Origin of the sequence: Bacillus sp. JJ1533 (assembly GCF_036965045.1) — a bacterium.
In the GTDB taxonomy this organism is placed as follows: domain Bacteria; phylum Bacillota; class Bacilli; order Bacillales; family Bacillaceae_L; genus Ferdinandcohnia.
This window is the reverse complement of record NZ_JBALOV010000050.1, coordinates 16,738-31,602: the sequence shown is the minus strand read 5'-3', so window position 1 is coordinate 31,602 and position 14,865 is coordinate 16,738. Positions and strand designations below refer to the sequence as shown.

General features: G+C 40.4%; 14 protein-coding genes. All 14 read right to left on the bottom strand.

Annotated features, from left to right (window positions below; all coding sequences use genetic code 11):
* Positions 1–48: 48 nt before the first annotated feature.
* The gene (gene pflA / locus V7138_RS23330) at positions 49–777 is read right to left on the bottom strand and encodes a pyruvate formate-lyase-activating protein (RefSeq protein ID WP_335402215.1); all 729 of its coding nucleotides are present in this window, start codon (positions 775–777) and stop codon (positions 49–51) included.
* Positions 778–797: 20 nt separating this feature from the next.
* Positions 798–3,026, bottom strand: a complete 2,229-nt coding sequence (gene pflB, locus V7138_RS23325) for a formate C-acetyltransferase (RefSeq protein ID WP_335402212.1) — start codon at positions 3,024–3,026, stop codon at positions 798–800.
* 746 nt (positions 3,027–3,772) lie between these two features.
* Entirely contained in the window at positions 3,773–4,822 is a 1,050-nt protein-coding gene (locus V7138_RS23320) for an Ldh family oxidoreductase (protein WP_335402210.1), read from the bottom strand.
* A gap of 52 nt (positions 4,823–4,874) precedes the next feature.
* A complete protein-coding gene (locus tag V7138_RS23315; RefSeq protein WP_335402207.1) occupies positions 4,875–5,228 on the bottom strand; it encodes a Rieske (2Fe-2S) protein in 354 nt (117 codons plus the stop codon).
* Between the two features lie 23 nt (positions 5,229–5,251).
* Positions 5,252–6,340, bottom strand: a complete 1,089-nt coding sequence (locus V7138_RS23310) for an amidohydrolase family protein (protein WP_335402204.1) — start codon at positions 6,338–6,340, stop codon at positions 5,252–5,254.
* A complete protein-coding gene (locus tag V7138_RS23305) occupies positions 6,337–7,329 on the bottom strand; it encodes an NAD(P)H-quinone oxidoreductase (protein WP_335402201.1) in 993 nt (330 codons plus the stop codon). The genes V7138_RS23310 and V7138_RS23305 overlap by 4 nt, the downstream gene beginning before the upstream one ends.
* 117 nt (positions 7,330–7,446) lie before the next feature.
* Complete coding sequence (locus V7138_RS23300) at positions 7,447–7,779, bottom strand: DUF3870 domain-containing protein (protein ID WP_335402198.1); 333 nt, start codon at positions 7,777–7,779, stop codon at positions 7,447–7,449.
* Between the two features lie 81 nt (positions 7,780–7,860).
* The gene (locus V7138_RS23295; protein WP_335402195.1) at positions 7,861–8,625 is read right to left on the bottom strand and encodes an SDR family NAD(P)-dependent oxidoreductase; all 765 of its coding nucleotides are present in this window, start codon (positions 8,623–8,625) and stop codon (positions 7,861–7,863) included.
* Between the two features lie 12 nt (positions 8,626–8,637).
* Positions 8,638–10,143 carry a tripartite tricarboxylate transporter permease gene (locus V7138_RS23290; protein ID WP_335402193.1) on the bottom strand — a complete coding sequence of 502 codons (1,506 nt, stop codon included), beginning with the start codon at positions 10,141–10,143 and terminating at the stop codon, positions 8,638–8,640.
* Positions 10,144–10,155: 12 nt separating this feature from the next.
* Positions 10,156–10,602, bottom strand: a complete 447-nt coding sequence (locus tag V7138_RS23285) for a tripartite tricarboxylate transporter TctB family protein (protein ID WP_335402191.1) — start codon at positions 10,600–10,602, stop codon at positions 10,156–10,158.
* Between the two features lie 60 nt (positions 10,603–10,662).
* A complete protein-coding gene (locus V7138_RS23280) occupies positions 10,663–11,673 on the bottom strand; it encodes a Bug family tripartite tricarboxylate transporter substrate binding protein (protein ID WP_335402190.1) in 1,011 nt (336 codons plus the stop codon).
* 23 nt (positions 11,674–11,696) lie between these two features.
* On the bottom strand, positions 11,697–12,476 hold the full coding sequence (locus V7138_RS23275; protein WP_335402187.1) for a fumarylacetoacetate hydrolase family protein: 780 nt from the start codon (positions 12,474–12,476) through the stop codon (positions 11,697–11,699).
* 265 nt (positions 12,477–12,741) lie between these two features.
* Positions 12,742–13,434 carry a GntR family transcriptional regulator gene (locus tag V7138_RS23270; RefSeq protein WP_335402185.1) on the bottom strand — a complete coding sequence of 231 codons (693 nt, stop codon included), beginning with the start codon at positions 13,432–13,434 and terminating at the stop codon, positions 12,742–12,744.
* A 477-nt stretch (positions 13,435–13,911) separates the two neighbouring features.
* Positions 13,912–14,859 (bottom strand): phosphoglycerate dehydrogenase, encoded by a 948-nt coding sequence (locus V7138_RS23265; RefSeq protein ID WP_335402184.1) that lies wholly within the window; start codon positions 14,857–14,859, stop codon positions 13,912–13,914.
* Positions 14,860–14,865: the final 6 nt, after the last annotated feature.

Here is a 14,865-nt window from a genome sequence, read left to right as displayed (position 1 = left end):
CACAAAAAAGAGCATGAAATTCAGACGAGTGATTTCATGCTCTCTACTTTATGATCCTATTAATATTCTTTCTGCGTTTTCAACTCGCTCATCGGTTGGGGGCTCTACATCTTTGAGTTTGTATTCAAGGCCAAGGCTTTCCCATTTGTAAATTCCGAGCTTATGATACGGGAGAACCTCGATCTTTTTCACATTATTCAAGGATTTTATAAACATTGATAGTTTGGTAAGATCCTCATCATTATCGCTAATGGTTGGAACTAACACATGGCGAATCCAAACCGGAACGTTTTTATCTGATAAATACTGAGCAAAATCAAGTATATGCTCATTGCTTAAGCCTGTTAATTCTTTATGCTTCACGGGATCGATCTCTTTTATATCAAGTAAGATCAAATCGGTTAGCGGAAGCAATTTCTCTAAGCGCTCCATGAATTGCGGAGAACGAGTAAAGCAACCGCCAGAGCTGTCAATTGTAGTATGAATCCCAAGCTTCTTGCACTCTTTAAAAAATTCGATTAAAAAGTCGAGTTGCAGCAAGGGTTCACCACCACTAACGGTCACTCCTCCACCTGAAGCTTGGAAAAAAGGAAGATATGTTTTGATATCATAGATAATCTCTGAAACACTCATTTCCTTTCCCCTATTTAACTTCCAGGTATCAGGGTTATGACAGAACTGGCAACGGAGCAAACACCCCTGTGTGAAAATAACATAACGTAGTCCTGGTCCATCTACTGTTCCACATGTTTCTATGGAATGAATGCGTCCGTTCATGCTTTTCGTCCTCCTTAATCCTACATACTTTCGTGGAATGTTCGGTTAATCACGTCAATTTGTTGTTCTCTTGTTAGTTTGATAAAATTCACGGCGTATCCTGAAACACGGATTGTTAATTGCGGGTAAAGCTCAGGATGTTCCATCGCGTCTATTAATGTTTCGCGGTCAAAGACGTTCACATTTAAATGATGTCCTTTTTTCATGGCATACCCATCAAGCAAGCCTGCTAGATTGCTAATTCTTGCTTCTTCCTCTCTTCCTAGCGCTTTTGGAACGATAGAGAAGGTATTTGAGATTCCATCTAATGCGTATTCATATGGCAGCTTCGCAACAGAACTCAAGGAAGCAAGTGTACCCTTTGTGTCACGACCATGGAGTGGGTTTGCACCTGGTGCAAACGGTTCCCCAGCTTTACGACCATCGGGTGTGTTGCCTGTCTTTTTCCCATACACGACATTTGATGTGATCGTTAAAATAGATTGAGTGTGAACAGAGTTACGATAGGTATTATGCTTTTTAATCTTATTCATAAAACGTTTCACAAGCTCAACCGCGATATCATCAACTCGGTCATCATTGTTACCGTATTTAGGGAAATCCCCTTCAATCTCGTAATCTACGACAATGCCATTTTCATCACGGATTGTTTTGACCTTTGCATGTTTGATTGCACTGAGAGAATCGGCCACAACAGATAGCCCTGCAATTCCACATGCCATGGTGCGTAAAATTTCACGGTCATGAAGCGCCATTTCCAAACGCTCATAGCTGTATTTATCATGCATATAGTGAATGACATTTAATGTGTTCACATAAAGTCCTGCAAGCCATTCAAGCACGACATCATATTTTTGAAGAACTTCTTCATAGTCCAAATACTCTGAAGTAATTGGTGAGTAGCTTGGGCCCACTTGAATTTTTAGCTTTTCATCGATTCCACCATTTATAGCATATAATAATGCTTTCGCAAGGTTCGCTCTAGCTCCGAAAAATTGCATTTGTTTTCCGATTGCCATTGCGGATACACAGCATGCGATACCATAATCATCTCCATACGTTTCACGCATGATATCGTCATTTTCATATTGGATAGAGCTTGTTTTAATCGACATTTTCGCACAGTACTTCTTGTAGTTTTCCGGCAGTTTCACAGACCAGAGAACGGTTAGGTTAGGCTCTGGTGCAGGTCCGAGATTATCTAGTGTATGCAAGAAACGGAAAGAGCTTTTCGTCACTAGTGGGCGGCCATCAAGTGCTACACCTGCAAGTGATTCTGTTACCCAGGTTGGGTCTCCACTAAATAGTTCATTGTAATCTGGTGTTCTCGCAAACTTCACAAGCCGTAGTTTCATTACAAAATGGTCGACTATTTCTTGTGCTTCTTGCTCAGATAGAATTCCGTTTGCCAGATCTCGTTCGATATAGATATCTAGGAACGTGGATACACGTCCTAAACTCATCGCTGCTCCATTTTGTTCTTTTATCGCAGCTAAATAGGCAAAGTATAGCCATTGAAATGCCTCTTTCGCATTAGTAGCTGGTTCCGAAATGTCATAGCCATAAGAAATGGCTAACTCTTTTAATTCCTGAAGGGCACGAATTTGCTCTGAAAGCTCCTCCCTGTCACGAATAATGTCATCGCTCATGGCACCATTTCCGGTTTCAAGAAGATCTTTTTTCTTGTCTTCGATAAGGCGGTAAACACCGTATAACGCCACTCTTCGATAATCGCCAATGATTCTTCCGCGACCGTATGCATCAGGAAGTCCTGTGATGATTCCCGCTTTTCTTGCAAGCCTCATTTCCGGTGTATACGCATCGAACACACCTTGGTTATGTGTTTTACGATACTCAGTAAAGATTTTTATAATCTCTTCGTCAATTTCAAAGCCATAGGATTTTGCAGAATCAACCGCCATTCTAATTCCACCAAACGGTTGAAGAGAGCGTTTAAATGGCTTATCTGTTTGAACACCAACCACTTTTTCCTTTTCCTGATTAAGGTAACCAGGCCCATGTGAAGTGATCGTAGATACAATTTTTGTATCCATATCCAGTACTCCACCATTGTCACGTTCCTGTTTTGTTAATTCCATGACCTGCTCCCAAAGCGCATTTGTCGCTTCAGTTGGTCCTTCTAAAAATCGATCATCGCCACTATATGGTGTAAAATTCTCTAAAATGAAATCTCGTACATTAATTTCCTTTTGCCATTTTCCTTCTTTAAAACCAGTCCATGCTTTCATTATCAATTACCTCCATTACAAGGTTTTTTCATCTGCTTTTGATTAAGGATTTGTTTGTTTATGAATAGTTTTTGAACTGCTTTCGATTAGCTTTCGATTGGCTTTCGATTGCTCACTACTGAACAAACTTCCTTACACCATCATCATACAACGAGCAGGAGGTATTGTCATGTGAAATATTTCACATATTAAAGAAGTTACTATTTTTGCCATAATTTCATCAAAATTTAGTCAAAAGTAGTGTAGTAGAAAAAATGGTACTTGCCTACTTCTAGTTCAGTGTCCTAGGGACGAGGGTGGCTGATGGATTCTGAGTGTTTGGACGCACCCATCCTGCTAATTTCTGAATGTAGTATCCTTCTATAGCTGGTGAAGACCAATAAACTCGAATTTTTGGATATGTATTTTACTTCAACACTACTGGATTATCATCAATCTCCTAATAACTGGAGTGTGGTGTCATTCCAACGCCTCTGGACCGCTACCACTTTCCTAATAACTGGAATCTATTGTTACTACAACGCACCTAGAGTATCACCACTCCCCTAAAAACTGGAATGTAACGTGCTTCCAATGCCTCTGGAGTACCACCAACCCCTATTAACTAGAAAGCAGGGACTTTCAAGTTCCCTTTCTCACTTCTAACTAAAAAAGAGTCACCTAAGTGACTCAAAAATTTTATATACGAATTGCGATTGATGCTAGATTTCGTTTCATTGTCGTCCATATTAATTTTATTAATTTTATTATATTACTTCAGTTAAAGGTGTTAAATTCATTGTATTAGCCAATGTTGCTAAATCCTCTAGTACACCATCTGATATAGGTATTCCTGATTTTAACCGGTTTTCTTCGATACCAAACTCAATTTCTCCAGGGAGATACAGTTGGGAAACTCCTGGGGCCTTTACAGCATTTTTCACATATGATCCTAGTGTTTCACTTAAGTCTTTAAATGTGTTCACATCCATGAATGATGAGATATTTATTGCAATCATTAAATGCGAAATGCTTTGTTTTTTAGTAGTATCATACATACTTGGAATCATCTTTGAAAAATCACCACCTGACAAGACTCCAGTTAACAGTTCTACCATTAGTGCCAAGCCAAATCCTTTAGGTCCTCCTACTGGTAGGATAAACCCTCCATCGAGGACAGACGCAGGGTCCGTTGTCGGAATGCCGCTTCTATCGGTACCCCATCCTTCAGGGATTTCGATTCCATTATTTTTAGCAAACAAGACTTTTCCAAGTGCCACATTTGATAGGGCCATGTCTAAAAGGAGTGGATTATTTCCACTCGATGGTGCTGCTATAGCTAGAGGATTGTTTCCTAAGACCTTTTCAGCACCCCCAGTAGGTGGCATTAAAGGGGCAGTATTGCTCATAACAATAGCAATCATATCTTTTTCAGCAGCCTTCAATGCATAATGAGCGGCAATTCCGAAATGGTTCGAGTTTTTAACTGACACGGCAGCAATTCCGTATTCATTTGCTTTTTCGATAGACATATCCATGGCTTTTGTTGCGACTACCTGGCCAGCTGAAAAATGTCCGTTAATGACGGCAGTTCCTTTGTTTTCTTTTTCCACAGTAATTTTGGACTCTTTTCTGATGAAACCTTTCTGCATCCGTTCAATATATATAGGAAGTCTCATAAGGCCATGACTGTGTATCCCCCTAGAATCCGCTTCAATCATTGTTCTAGTAATTATATCGGCCTCAAAGAAGGGTACCCCCGCCTTCATTAAGATATTGTTCGAAAATTCATTGAGTGTTGAGACTTTAAACTCCATATTTTATCCTTCTTTCTATACAGATTACAAGGGCAGTAAATTACTGCCCCACTTATGCATTAATAAAAACCAAACCATTTTCAACTAATACCTCGTATGTTTTTACCTTAATTTTATCCGGGGCAAAAAGCGATTTACCTGTCTTAATATCAAACTCCCAACTATGCCAAGGACATCGTAATACTTCTTTTTCCTTTTCGAAGATATATTCTCCTACTTCATTTGATGAGCATCCTTTGTCTAACATCCCATCAGAAAGGCAAGGCCCTTTATGAGGGCAAACATCACGTAGAGCATATACTCCTCCATCCTCTGATTGGACAAGGACAATTCCTTTTCCATTTATCGTAAATGGAAACTTTCCGTTCTTCTCAAGTTCATCTATACTGCATACCTGGTATTTCATCTTCAGCATCCTCCCTTCTTACCCTATAGCTTGTAAAAATTACGAGCGTTCTCGAACAAGATTTTATTCTTAAGTGTTTCAGGTACTCCACCTGGTATCGTCCTTTCAGGTGGATCAAAGTCCCAATGAGGATAGTCGGAAGCAAACATAATCATGTCTTCTGAGCCCATCATATCAATAATGTTCATGAATTCCCTTGGGGTTAAATCATCCCATGGCTGTGTTGTGAACCTCATATTATCACGGAAGTATTCGCTTGGCATTCTCTTAACCCAAGGAGTTTCAGCCCTTAGTGCTTTATAAGCAGAATCCATCCTGTGCATCATAAATGGTACCCACTCAAAGCCCCCCTCTACTAAGGCCACCTGAAGCTCTGGGAATTTGTCAAACACTCCATTTGTAATTAGGGAGATAGTCTGGGTCATGTATGATTGTGGATGTACAGAGCGCCATGCCACATAATATCGAAGAAAATCACCACCCTGAGCCGTTATTGATGCTGAGAGGTGCATGGCAATCTTTAAACCATGTCTGTTCGCAGCCTCAAAAATTGGATGGTACATTGGATCTCCCCAAGCAAAATCAGCTATCGGCAACATAACTTGGACCATTTGTGGGTGATCAGCAACCCGCTCGATTTCCCTTACTGCAGCGACAGGGTCCTGTGGAATCGTGATGCTACCTAATAATCGTTTATCTTTTGATAACCATTTCTCGATAGTATAGTCGTTATATGCAGAAGCCCTTGCTGCAGCAAACTCGTACCAGCCCTTTGCTACACTTGCCTCATAGAACCAACCTGTTAACACCGCATAGGTCATATTGTGTTTATCAAGGAGCTGTTCTTTCAAAAGGTTATAATCTGATCCTGGCGTTGACCCGTCACTCGGCCTTGTATCCATTCTGTATTTGGTCTCTTTCCTAATTTGATTAAATGGAATACTTCTTTCAGGAACCCATCCATAATCCCGAATGTATCTTTTCCAGTGGTCTGAAAGGTATGGAAGAAGATCTCTTGTCGATTTAATCTCATGATGGACGTCTGTATCGATGACACCCTTTAATGTACTATTTTCATTTTTCTTTTTGTTCACTTCTAAATCGATTTTCACTTCGATTCCCCCTCATTTATTTTTAGAATAATTTTTCCAATATTTTTGTTTTGTTCCATATATAGATGAGCCTCATTTGCCTGTTCCCAATTGAACATCCTATCGATCACCGGCAATAGCCTTCCATTTCCGAACCGGTTTTCCGCGAAATTTCTGAATGCATCTGTTAGACGGATTTTGTCCTCCAAGGTGCGTGATCTAAGCGTTGAGCCAATAAGAGATACTCTTTTCCTCATCAAGGTACGTAGGTTTAGCTTTTCGACTTCGTAACCGCCCATTCCGCCAATTACAACCCATCTCCCATCCTGGGAAATGGATTCGAGGTTTTCATCCCAATAAGAAGCACCAACTGGATCGAGGATTATATCTACACCCTTACCACTAGTAATTTCCCGCACCCTCTCAGAAAACGACTCCTCACGGTAATTGATAATGTACTCTGCACCTAACCTTTGACAAACCTCGAGTTTCTTACGGCTACCAGCAGTAGCAATCGGTATAGCCCCTACCTCTCGTGCAAGCTGCACAGCTGCAGTCCCCACCCCGCTGGCCGCTGCATGGATCAGGATAAAATCACCCTTTTTCATGTTTCCAAGTTCAAAAAGATTCAAATATGCCGTAAGGAACGCTTCAGGAATGGCTGTTGCTTCCTCAAACGTAAGACCATTAGGAATTGGAATAGCAAGACCAGCAGGAACCCTTGCCTGTTCTGCATATCCTCCTCCCGGAAGAAGTGCGTATATATGATCACCCTGTTTAATGCCAGACACATTCTTTCCTGTTTCCTCCACTATTCCCGCAATTTCAAGGCCAAGAATTTCTGACTCACCTAAAGGAGGTGGATATTTTCCCCTTCTCTGCAAGAGATCAGCCCGATTTAAGGCGGTTGCCATCACTCTTACACGCAGATCATCATTTCCAATAACCGGAGCATCGTGATCTCCTATAAACAATTCTTTTGTCCCTTCTTTAATCAAAATTGCTTTCATAACATCGCCCCCCTCTCAAACAAATAAAAAAACCCAGCAACAAAGAGAAGTCATCTCCTGTCACTGGGTTTTACCTACTTCAAGAGACAGTTTTTAACTATCCCCATAGATAACCAGTTATTTTGACAAATGTACCTGTCTTATTTCATTATATCTGTCCCATGCGGAACGGATGGATTGAATTACCGCCCCCTGTGAAGGAGCAAAACAATGTTTTTTTACTTCTTCTAATAAAGGATGAATCCCCTGTTTTGTATCATATCCCTTAACAAGGGTACTTAGATAAGTATTCATTAACTGGGTAATAACTGTAAATTGTGCGTCTTCAATCACGCCTGTCTTAGTATTGATGACGAGAACAACGCCTATTGTCTTGTAAGTTTCATAAACAGTAGTACCTTTTGGCCCTTGTGCAAAGCCTGTGACCAGAACTGTATCTTTTATTTCCATGAGATCCCCCAGTCTGAAAATTATTATTATTAAATAATATTATAAATTACATGAGGGGGGTCTTCAACACCTTTTATTAATTTAGCCCATGAAACGACCGCCGTTTACGTCTAGTACAGCACCGGTCATATAAGAGGATTCATCACTGGCAAGGAAGCTGACTACTTTTGCCTGTTCATCTATTGTTCCTAAGCGCCTTAATGGAATAGCTTCAAGAACTTCTTCCTTTTCTTCCTCTACCATTGTGTCCCACGTCTCTTGCAGGCGTTCTCCCGATAGGACAAGACCTGGAGCTACAGCGTTCACACGGATTCCAAAAGGTCCTAATTCTTTTGCGAGCCTTCTAGTGAAACCAACGACTCCTGCCTTTGCAGCTGCATAGGAGACGCCTGTAACAATGCTTGCAGTTCTTCCTCCAATGGATGAGAGGTTGATTATGCTTCCTCCATCTTCTTTCATATAGGGAACAACCGCTTGTGAGACAAGGAACGTTCCCTTTAAATTGACATCAAGGACAAGATCCCAATGTTCCTCAGTAATTTCCTCAAACCTTTTTGGAGTTCTAAGTGCTCCCCCGGCATTGTTAACTAAAACGTCTATTTTTCCGAAGGTTTCTATAACATAATTAACCATACTTTTAACTTGCTCTTTATTCGTAACATTTGCAGCATACCCGTTGGCCTCATATCCTTCTTTTTTTAAAGAAGCCAGAGCTTCTTTTACTGAATCTTCGTCAATATCATTGATTACTACAACTGCGCCTTCCCTTAGCAGATGCAAAGCCATAATATAGCCAAGCCCACGGGCTGCACCCGTGATCAAGGATACTTTTCCCTCCAGTTTCAATTAAATCTCCCCCTATATTTCCATATCGGTGCCCAACATACTTTTTTTGTTCTTAAGCCCCGCAATTAACGTCCCAACGAATATAATGACAGTGAGGACTATTAAGACAGCGGAAATCGGCCTTGTGAAGAATATGCCGGCGTTCCCATCCGAGATTGCCATCGACTGCAGAAAGGAAGATTCAATTTGGCTTCCGAGCACAAGCGTTAGAACGGTTGCCGCAATTGGTATATCAAGCTTTTTCATGAAGTAGCCAATAACGCCAAAAATCAACATTAATCCGATATCAAAGACACTATTTTTTACAGTATAAGCACCGACCATCGTAAACATCATGATTAACGGAAGAAGAATCTTATATGGGACCTGCGCAACTTTTGCCCAAAGATTTGCAAGCGGAAGGTTCATGATAAGAAGGATCACATTCCCGATGAACATACTTGCAATTACCGCCCATACAAAATCCGAATTCTCCCTAAAAATTTTTGGACCTGGTTGAAGACCGTGCATGATAAATGCTCCAAGTATAACAGCAACTGTTGGAGAGCTGGGAAGCCCTAAAGTAAAAAGTGGGATAAGCGCACTTCCACTAGTCGCATTGTTTGCTGTTTCAGGACCTGCTACCCCTTCAATTGCCCCTTTACCAAAAGACTCAGGATTTTTTGATATCTTCTTTTCAAGAGAGTAGGAAGCAAGAGACGACAGCACTGCGTTCGCTCCAGGTACAAGTCCAATCAAAACTCCAAGTCCTGTTCCTCTCCCAATCGATTTTAGGGTAGCTGACCATTCATCTCGTCGTGGGAATAGTCCTTTGACTCTCGCAGGCTTTTCAGCCGTTTGCCCTTGATCAGCGTTATAAAGTATCTCAGAAATTCCAAAGAGCCCCATGGCAACAATAACAAAGTCGACCCCACTAAAAAGCTCAGGGATGCCTAAAGTGAAACGAGAACTTCCGGAAATCGGGTCGATCCCTACAAAAGCAAGTAAGAGACCAAAAACCGCGGCAATGAAACCTTTTACAAGAGACTTCCCCATAAGTCCAATTAGCATCATAAGACCAAGAATCATAAGTGCAAAGAACTCAGGCGGACCGAATCTCAATGCAAAGCTTGCAAGCGGTGGTCCAATAAAAGCAAGTCCAATAAGTGCAGTAATTCCACCTACGAATGAGCCAACAGCAGCAACACCAAGGGCTACGCCCGCTCTTCCCTGCTTTGCAAGCTGATGACCATCAATACAGGTGATAACACTTGCTGCCTCACCTGGGATATTAATTAAGACAGATGTAATCGTACCTCCGTACATTGCCCCGTAGTAAATTCCAGATAGCATAATTATCGCCGATGTCGGATCCATGCCAAAGGTGAGAGGAATAAGTATCGCTGTCCCCGCAACTGGCCCTAACCCCGGCATAACGCCTACAAACATTCCAACCGATACTCCAATTATACAAAACAATAGGTTTTCCCATGTTAGTGCATTAGAAAAACCATTCAATAACAGACCAAACGTTTCCATAAATTCCTCCCCTTACCACCCGAATGAATTGACCGGGAATGGAATCGACAACCCTTTTGCGAAGATAATAAATATCGCAAGCGAGATTCCAACGGACAATGAAAGAGTGAAATACCACTTAAACGTGCGAAACAAAAGTACAATCAAGGACACCGTTCCTGCGATGACGAATCCTGTTCTTTCTATTAGAAGGATAAACAAGATCATGGAAAGGAGAATAAACGTGAAATCCAGCAATGACTTTCCCTTTGGCAAAATTTCGCGTATATCAATGACCTCTTTAAAACTCATCATCAGATATAAGATTGAAAGGAACAAGAGGAGGATACTCAGCCATAGCGGGAAAAAACCGGGACCAAATCCGAGCGGTCCTTGATAATCCAACTTAGTGCTATGGTATAGAAAAAAAACCGAAAATATTGTTATCAGGATTGCCGCTAAAACACCTGCGTTTCGCATCATGTCACCCCTTTTAATAGAAAGGGAAGGCGGAAATATCCCACCCGCCCCAAAAAATTGTTATTTTAGACCAATAGCCTCAAGAACTTCACCGTTTAACTGATAGTCATCCTGAACAATTTTCTTAAATTCTTCAGTACTCTTGTACACAGGTTCTGTTCCGATTTTCTTTAATTGGTCAATTACATCCGGGTCTTCTAATGCCTGTTTAAATGCATCATGTAGCACCTTTACCACTTCATCCGGAACCGATGCTGGGGCTACAAGTCCGGTCCAGACATCTCCTTTAACATCAATGCCTTTTTCCGTTAGTAGAGGAATATCCTCTAATTCTTCAGGCTTGAATGTCCCAGAAATCCAGATTGGACGAAGTGTCCCTTCCTCTATATAAGGAATGGCTTCAGGTGTCTGAACAAGTGCCCCTTCAAGATTACCTCCAAGTAGAGCAGTTAGAGCAGGTGCTCCCCCTTGGAAAGGAACGTGTTTAACCTTCACATCAGTTTTTGTCATAAGATTTTCCATCGTGATATGCTGGGTCAAGCCTGCACCGCTCGTCCCAAATGTAAATTTATTAGGGTTATCCTTTACATACTCCATCCAATCTTCGAAGGTCTCTATTTCCGAATCAGACTTTACGACAAGTACGTTAGGTGTTGCAACAACTTGGATGATCGGTTTAAAATCTTCAGGCTTATAAGTGACTTCTTTTGAATGAGTTTTGATAGTCATTGGGCCAATTGTCGCCATTCCAATGGTATATCCATCTCCTTTTGCTTGAGCTACCTCATTCATACCAATTGTTCCCGCTCCCCCATCCTTATTTACTACGGTTACACTTTGCCCGTTTGGAAGGTATTTGTTTGCAACACTCGCTATAGCCCTCGCAGAACTGTCAGTCGTTCCTCCAGGTGCAAACGGGACAATCATCTCGACTGCTCTTGTTGGGTAATCAGATTTTGTCGAACCGCTGGCAAGCTCTGTTTTTTCACCCGACTTATTACTGCCGCAAGCAGAAAGCCCTATTGCCATTGCAGCAGCTATGATTGGAAATAACAATTTTCTCTTTTTCATCAGCATTTCCCCCTTAATCCTTATTAGTTGTGTAAAACTGCCCTGTTCTTGACAGTAACAGGATTTGATAAAACTCCGATTCCTTCGATTTCCACCTCTACCGTATCACCATCATAAAGCGGCGATACACCAGATGGCGTCCCGGTAATAATGACATCCCCCGGATTAAGTCTCATGACATTAGAAACAAATGAAACTATCTCAGCTGTTGAGAAGATCATATCACTAGTATTTGAATCTTGCCTTATCTCACCGTTCACCCTCAATGTAATCGGTCGGTCATCCGGATTGATATCGGTTACAATGACTGGTCCAAGTGGCTTATAGGTTGAAAAACTTTTTGCTCTTGTAAACTGCCCATCGAACTTTTGAAGTGCTCTGTCCGAAATATCATTGCAGATTGTGTATCCCAATACATATTGAAGTGCTTCGTCGACACTTACATTTTCTGCAGTTTTTCCAATAACAACTGCAATTTCAGCTTCATGATCATTACGATTTTCAGGGTTAACGAGTTCAACTGTCTCACCTGGTCCTATAACAGCAGTCGGGGATACCAAGAACATCATAGGTTCTGTCGGAAGTGGTTTGTTCACTTCTTCAGCGTGTTTTTTGTAATTTAGACCAATTGCTACTATTTTGCCTGGATTGACCGGAGCGAGTAGCTTTACATCGGCAAGAGAGAATCTTTCATTTGTCTCCCGGTATTCACCAAATATGTCTCCCTCAATTTTTACGATAATCCCGTCCTTCAATACCCCATATGACTTGGTACCGCTTTCTAAAAATTGCACTATTTTCATTATATATTTAATCCTTTCGCCAATTTATTTAAAATGTTAATCGTTTGTTCCTGCATTGGAACACCCATATCCTTTTGCGTTTTTCATTTAAAATTAAATCAGTAGTGAGAACAATAGCTCACCTCTCCCGGCTTTTTGGAAATTTGGGATTGAGAAATTATTTGATCTGTTCAATATTTATGCCCATTATGTGCCTCCTTTCAAGACGATTAGTTTAATCGTTTTTTTGCAAAACGAATATATTTCTTTTGTTTCCTAAAAATTATTAATTACTGTTGCTTGACTTAGGAATAAGACGAGCATGGAGCTTATCATAAAATTCTTGTTGCGTTAGCCGAAGAATTTCTCTACCAGCACGTGTTTTATGTTTAATCATATAGCTTTCCGAAAGCATGCCGTCTTTTCGCAATAAAGCCCTGTAGATATCTTCGTGTTCATGGATTGAAGCCTGAATATGTTCATCATTTCCTTTAAATAAAGAAGGGTATCTTTTGGTGTTGCTCCACAGATCATCAATGGTCCGAATTAAGAGCTGATTATTACAAGCGGAATAAATTTTGTTATGATATGCTACGTTTAATTCTTCAAATCGGATGTAATCCTTATCCTTAAAAGCTTGAACGGAATCATCCAGTATCTTTCTAAGTTCTGAAAAGTTTTCTTCCGTCAACGCTTCTACCGCCAATCTCGTTGCGAGCCCTTCCAATTCTACACGCAATTCAAAAATCTCCCGAATATCCTTAGCCGATAATGTACTAACCACAGCACCCACATGGGGTTTGAACTCTATTAACTTTTCAGATTCTAATAGATTAATAGCTTCCCGGACAGGGATTTCACTGCTTTCAAACCTAATGGCAAGTCTGCTAATGACTAACTTTTCCCCAAATTTATATTGACCGTTTAGGATTTCTTCTCTCAGAATCTGATAAATCATTTCTTTTTTTGTCCGATACATTTTTATTTTTATCACATCCCTCGACAAGAATCATATATCATATATGATATATGATATATGATTTTTATATTACAAAAAAAAGTATATTCCGTCAACACTAAACATTCAGATAATTTATTGATAATTCAGCTATGTATCTCCCCTTTGAATAGATATGGCGAAGGCCGTACGGCTTCCATTTGAAAAAAGTTAAACAAAAAAACTCAATGACAAACAAACCTAAAACCTAGTTTGGACGTCACTGAGTTATATCTATGAAGTGAGAGACTATTTGGGTAGTCCCCCAGTAGATATTCAGCTGTAATATACTTTTCAAATATTTCGATAATCTGAATGTTAGCATATAATATTTTTTATTGTCAACATGAAAATAGTGTTTTTCTCAATAAAAAAAGTTAGGATATTAATATTTTCTAAAGACAGTTTATCCATTATAATAGCATGTTGCTAGATGCCCTAGACTGACTCTTTTATCGTTCATACTAACTCAAACTCAGCTTTTTCCCCTTTTAAAACATTTACAATATTCCTTGCGGTAATCATCCCAACCTCTTCTAGGGCATCAGCCGTATATCCTGCCATGTGCGGTGTCGCAATGAAGTTCGGTAGTGAAATCAGCGGTGAGTTTCCTGTAGGCTCATTTTCGAATACATCCAGCGCCGCACCTGAGATTTCTCCACTTATAAGTGCATCATAAAGAGCCATTTCGTCAATAATCCCACCTCTTGCGGTATTGACTATGTAAGCATTTTTTTTCATTTTTTTAAAAGCCTCATGACTAAACAAATTTTTTGATTGCTCGTTCAAATCCGTATGAATAGTAATAAAATCCGATTTTTCTAGAATCACATCCATAGTCTCATATATAACCCCTGACTCTAGTAATTTCTGATCCTGATAGACGTCAAAAGCTAGGATATCCATATTGAAGCCACTGGCTCTTTTGATGACTTCCTTTCCAATTCTTCCGGTCCCGACGACACCCAGTGTTTTACCATATAATTCACTACCGACCACCCTTGGCCACTCTCCATTTATTACCTTACGGTTTGTGAGAGGTATCTCACGTGCAAGAGATAAAAGAAGGCCAAACGCCAGTTCAGCTACAGCATGTTTATTTGCTCCCGGTGCGAATGCAACAGATATGTTCCTTTCTTTTGCTGCCTGTAAGTCGATATTGTCAACCCCTGCACCGTGCTTTGCAATCACCTTTAAGTTCTCTGCAGCATCTATTACCTTCTTACTAATTTTCTCAACACCTACCACTAAAGCATCAGCCTCTTTCAAGGCAAGCGCTAGCCTTTCCTCATTATTAGCTGTATCTTTATCAAGGATCGATACTGTGCATTGTTCATTTTCAAGATAGTTTACAGGAAGTTTTGAATACATACCAAACGTTGGTGAAGATGATACTACTTTATACAAAATAAT

What these genes read in the sequence shown, in the direction of transcription:
- pflB (WP_335402212.1), bottom strand. Translation starts at nt 3,026, where the DNA reads ATGAAAGCATGGACTGGTTTTAAAGAAGGAAAATGGCAAAAGGAAATT.
- V7138_RS23275 (WP_335402187.1), bottom strand. Translation starts at nt 12,476, where the DNA reads ATGAAAATAGTGCAATTTTTAGAAAGCGGTACCAAGTCATATGGGGTA.
- V7138_RS23315 (WP_335402207.1), bottom strand. Translation starts at nt 5,228, where the DNA reads ATGAAATACCAGGTATGCAGTATAGATGAACTTGAGAAGAACGGAAAG.
- V7138_RS23305 (WP_335402201.1), bottom strand. Translation starts at nt 7,329, where the DNA reads ATGAAAGCAATTTTGATTAAAGAAGGGACAAAAGAATTGTTTATAGGA.
- V7138_RS23270 (WP_335402185.1), bottom strand. Translation starts at nt 13,434, where the DNA reads ATGTATCGGACAAAAAAAGAAATGATTTATCAGATTCTGAGAGAAGAA.
- V7138_RS23290 (WP_335402193.1), bottom strand. Translation starts at nt 10,143, where the DNA reads ATGGAAACGTTTGGTCTGTTATTGAATGGTTTTTCTAATGCACTAACA.
- V7138_RS23280 (WP_335402190.1), bottom strand. Translation starts at nt 11,673, where the DNA reads ATGAAAAAGAGAAAATTGTTATTTCCAATCATAGCTGCTGCAATGGCA.
- V7138_RS23320 (WP_335402210.1), bottom strand. Translation starts at nt 4,822, where the DNA reads ATGGAGTTTAAAGTCTCAACACTCAATGAATTTTCGAACAATATCTTA.
- V7138_RS23285 (WP_335402191.1), bottom strand. Translation starts at nt 10,602, where the DNA reads ATGCGAAACGCAGGTGTTTTAGCGGCAATCCTGATAACAATATTTTCG.
- pflA (WP_335402215.1), bottom strand. Translation starts at nt 777, where the DNA reads ATGAACGGACGCATTCATTCCATAGAAACATGTGGAACAGTAGATGGA.
- V7138_RS23300 (WP_335402198.1), bottom strand. Translation starts at nt 7,779, where the DNA reads ATGGAAATAAAAGATACAGTTCTGGTCACAGGCTTTGCACAAGGGCCA.